The 2,745-nt window shown below is 37.6% G+C and carries 3 protein-coding genes; 2 read left to right on the top strand and 1 reads right to left on the bottom strand.

Annotated features, from left to right (window positions below; translation table 11 throughout):
- Positions 1-201 precede the first annotated feature (201 nt).
- Complete coding sequence (locus B4N43_RS07605) at positions 202-549, bottom strand: hypothetical protein (protein ID WP_157626098.1); 348 nt, start codon at positions 547-549, stop codon at positions 202-204.
- A gap of 216 nt (positions 550-765) precedes the next feature.
- On the opposite strand from B4N43_RS07605, the gene B4N43_RS07600 reads away from it, so the two are divergent.
- Both B4N43_RS07600 and B4N43_RS07595 read left to right on the top strand, forming a co-directional pair.
- Positions 766-1,425, top strand: coding sequence for a FadR/GntR family transcriptional regulator (locus B4N43_RS07600; protein WP_075992647.1), 660 nt, complete (start codon positions 766-768; stop codon positions 1,423-1,425).
- An 88-nt stretch (positions 1,426-1,513) separates the two neighbouring features.
- A complete protein-coding gene (locus B4N43_RS07595) occupies positions 1,514-2,725 on the top strand; it encodes an MFS transporter (RefSeq protein WP_075994804.1) in 1,212 nt (403 codons plus the stop codon).
- Positions 2,726-2,745 lie beyond the last annotated feature (20 nt).

The following is a 2,745-nucleotide window of genomic DNA, read 5'->3' as shown; positions in this document are numbered from 1 at the left end:
TGTCCGAATACGATCAATTTAATTAGGTAAGTGGTACCTCGATTTTCTAATATCATCACCTGTCTGCCTTATCGCATGTTCGCATGCAGCAGCCATCTTCATTGTCGTAGTAGGATCGTAAATAAAAGTTTCCTTTGGATTGTATTGCGGAAAATATGAGCGGGGATACTAGCCCCGCTACATCATTTGATTAATTGATACTTAATGATTAGGATTACCATAGTAGTTTTGGTAATTCTGAATGGTAGCGCTAAACCATGCTCCACAGCTACTATAATACATATCATTGGCTCCATAGCTGGTGTATGTTAGAACTTGAGTTTCGATCAACTGACCACTTGTATTATAGATACTCATCGTCAATCTACATAGCGTACGAGACTTTCCGAGTTTGATCTCTTTGGCTTCGCTCACAATATTCAAATTAGTTTTTCCAGTTTGTGATTCGTAAATCGTTGATTTTTCAACAACGCTGTTGTCGACCGATTTTGGACCTGTTTTTGCAAAAGTAGCAGATGACATTAAAGCCAAGGCTACGACGCTCATCATTAATTTTTTCATGTTTTTAAGTTTTAGATAAATACATTGGAGGACCAGCCTCTCTGTTAATTAATCCAAAACTGCTAATAAATTTAATTCAGTAAACCCTGTAATAAATATCTGTTGTAGTGGTAACAATATTCGGTTAGTTTGATCAAATTTTTGAAAATAAATAAGAATTCAAAAAATTCTACTACCTTTGCAATCATCAGATGATATGATTATATGAAGACTGAAGCTATCGTACGAAGATCCTTGGCGGAGGAAGTTGCCGCGGCAATAGAAGAAAAAATCAAATTGGGTGAATTTCCTGTAGAATCTAAACTTCCTACGGAACCAGAATTGATGAAGCAATTTGCTGTGGGCAGATCCAGCATTCGTGAAGCTGTCAAATATTTAAGTCAATCAGGCTATCTAAATGTGCAACAAGGGCTTGGTACTTTTGTCAAAAGTAGTACGGGGCATCATGCCCTTGATTCAAAAATTGAGAAAGCCAATTTTAACGATATTTTTGAAGTTAGACACGTATTAGAGTTGCGAATTATTGAAAAAGCAGCCTTAAATCGTACTTCGAAAGGTCTCAAAGATATGGCGCAAGCACTTAAAAATAGAGCTAGATACGCCGAAATGGGAAATTTGACCGCATGCGTTAATGCTGATATTGCCTTTCACAGTGCAATTGCTGAATCATGTGGAAATAGTATTTTGACCGCTTTATATACAACCTTATCTGAGCATGTCAATAAGTTCTTCATGACTATTTATAAGGATACAGTCCCCTTCTTAACTTCTCAACAGCAACACGAGGAACTGATGTTGGCAATTAAAGATAAAGAAGTGAAAAAAGCTGTTGATATTGCTAACCGAATTATCCAACAACTGTAATTTTCCTGTAGCATATACAAACTATCATTCTAAATATATTCAATTTTTATCAACTAAAACATCAGATGACCTGATGAATATTTCCTTTATGAAAACACAATCACTAAACCCGAGTGGATCTTGGAAAAGTTCCGAAACCGTCTATCCGATTTTATTTGCGATTAGTCTTTCACACTTGCTCAATGACCTGATTCAATCTGTCATCCCAGCAGTGTATCCCATGTTAAAGTCAAATTATGCCCTTAGTTTTACCCAAATTGGTATTATAACGTTGGTTTTTCAGCTTACCGCCTCTATTTTGCAACCTTTTGTAGGTTTGTATACAGATAAAAACCCTACTCCCCGGTCACTTGCTGTCGGTATGCTTTTTTCTTTAGCCGGATTGATATGCATTTCTTTTGCGTCAAACTTTATCTACATTCTCCTTTCTGTAAGTCTAATTGGGATGGGTTCGTCTATATTTCATCCTGAAGCTTCTCGAGTTGCTCATTTAGCTTCCGGAGGCAAAAAAGGTCTCGCCCAGTCGATCTTTCAGGTCGGTGGTAATGCTGGTGGTGCGATAGGTCCCCTTCTTGTCGCACTTATTGTGATCCCTTTTGGCCAACAATACATCGGTATGTTTGGGGTATTGGCCATTGTAGCCGTTATGATTCTTACTTATGTTGGTAATTGGTATCAAATACACCTCAAGCCTAAGGCACAAACAACTTCCGTTGCTGCTTCAAAATCTGATCTGTCAAAATCAAAAGTAATTTTTGCACTTGTAATTTTATTGATACTCATTTTTTCCAAATATTTTTACATGGCTTCAATGACCAGCTACTTCACCTTCTATTTGATCAATAAATTCCATGTTTCTGTTCAGGAATCTCAGATTTATTTATTTATATTTCTTGCTTCTGTTGCCGCTGGCACTATATTGGGTGGTCCCTTGGGCGATCATTACGGACGTAAATTAATAATTTGGGTATCAATTCTTGGGGCAGCGCCATTTACGTTACTATTACCCCATGTAGGACTTGGACTAACCATTGTCCTTGCTATTATAATCGGTTTGATCATCTCCTCGGCATTTTCTGCTATCTTGGTTTATGCGACAGAGCTTATCCCCGGGAAAGTTGGGATGATTGCAGGCTTATTTTTTGGTTTTGCCTTTGGCATGGGGGGCATTGGTTCGGCTGTATTGGGCTGGCTTGCAGATCGCACTTCAATTGAATATGTATTCAACATCTGCGCTTATCTTCCATTAATTGGAATCGTTACAGGATTACTACCTAATATTAGTCAAAAGAAAAACTAGTTATTAATAAGAAAAAGCCC

The sequence above is a fragment of the Sphingobacterium sp. UBA1897 genome, from assembly GCF_002337775.1.
GTDB lineage: Bacteria > Bacteroidota > Bacteroidia > Sphingobacteriales > Sphingobacteriaceae > Sphingobacterium > Sphingobacterium siyangense.
This window is presented reverse-complemented; position numbering and strand designations above follow the sequence as displayed.

Bases quoted from the DNA above. Each gene is read 5' to 3' on its own strand.
- B4N43_RS07605 (WP_157626098.1), bottom strand. From the start codon at position 549: ATGATGAGCGTCGTAGCCTTGGCTTTAATGTCATCTGCTACTTTTGCA.
- B4N43_RS07595 (WP_075994804.1), top strand. From the start codon at position 1,514: ATGAAAACACAATCACTAAACCCGAGTGGATCTTGGAAAAGTTCCGAA.
- B4N43_RS07600 (WP_075992647.1), top strand. From the start codon at position 766: ATGAAGACTGAAGCTATCGTACGAAGATCCTTGGCGGAGGAAGTTGCC.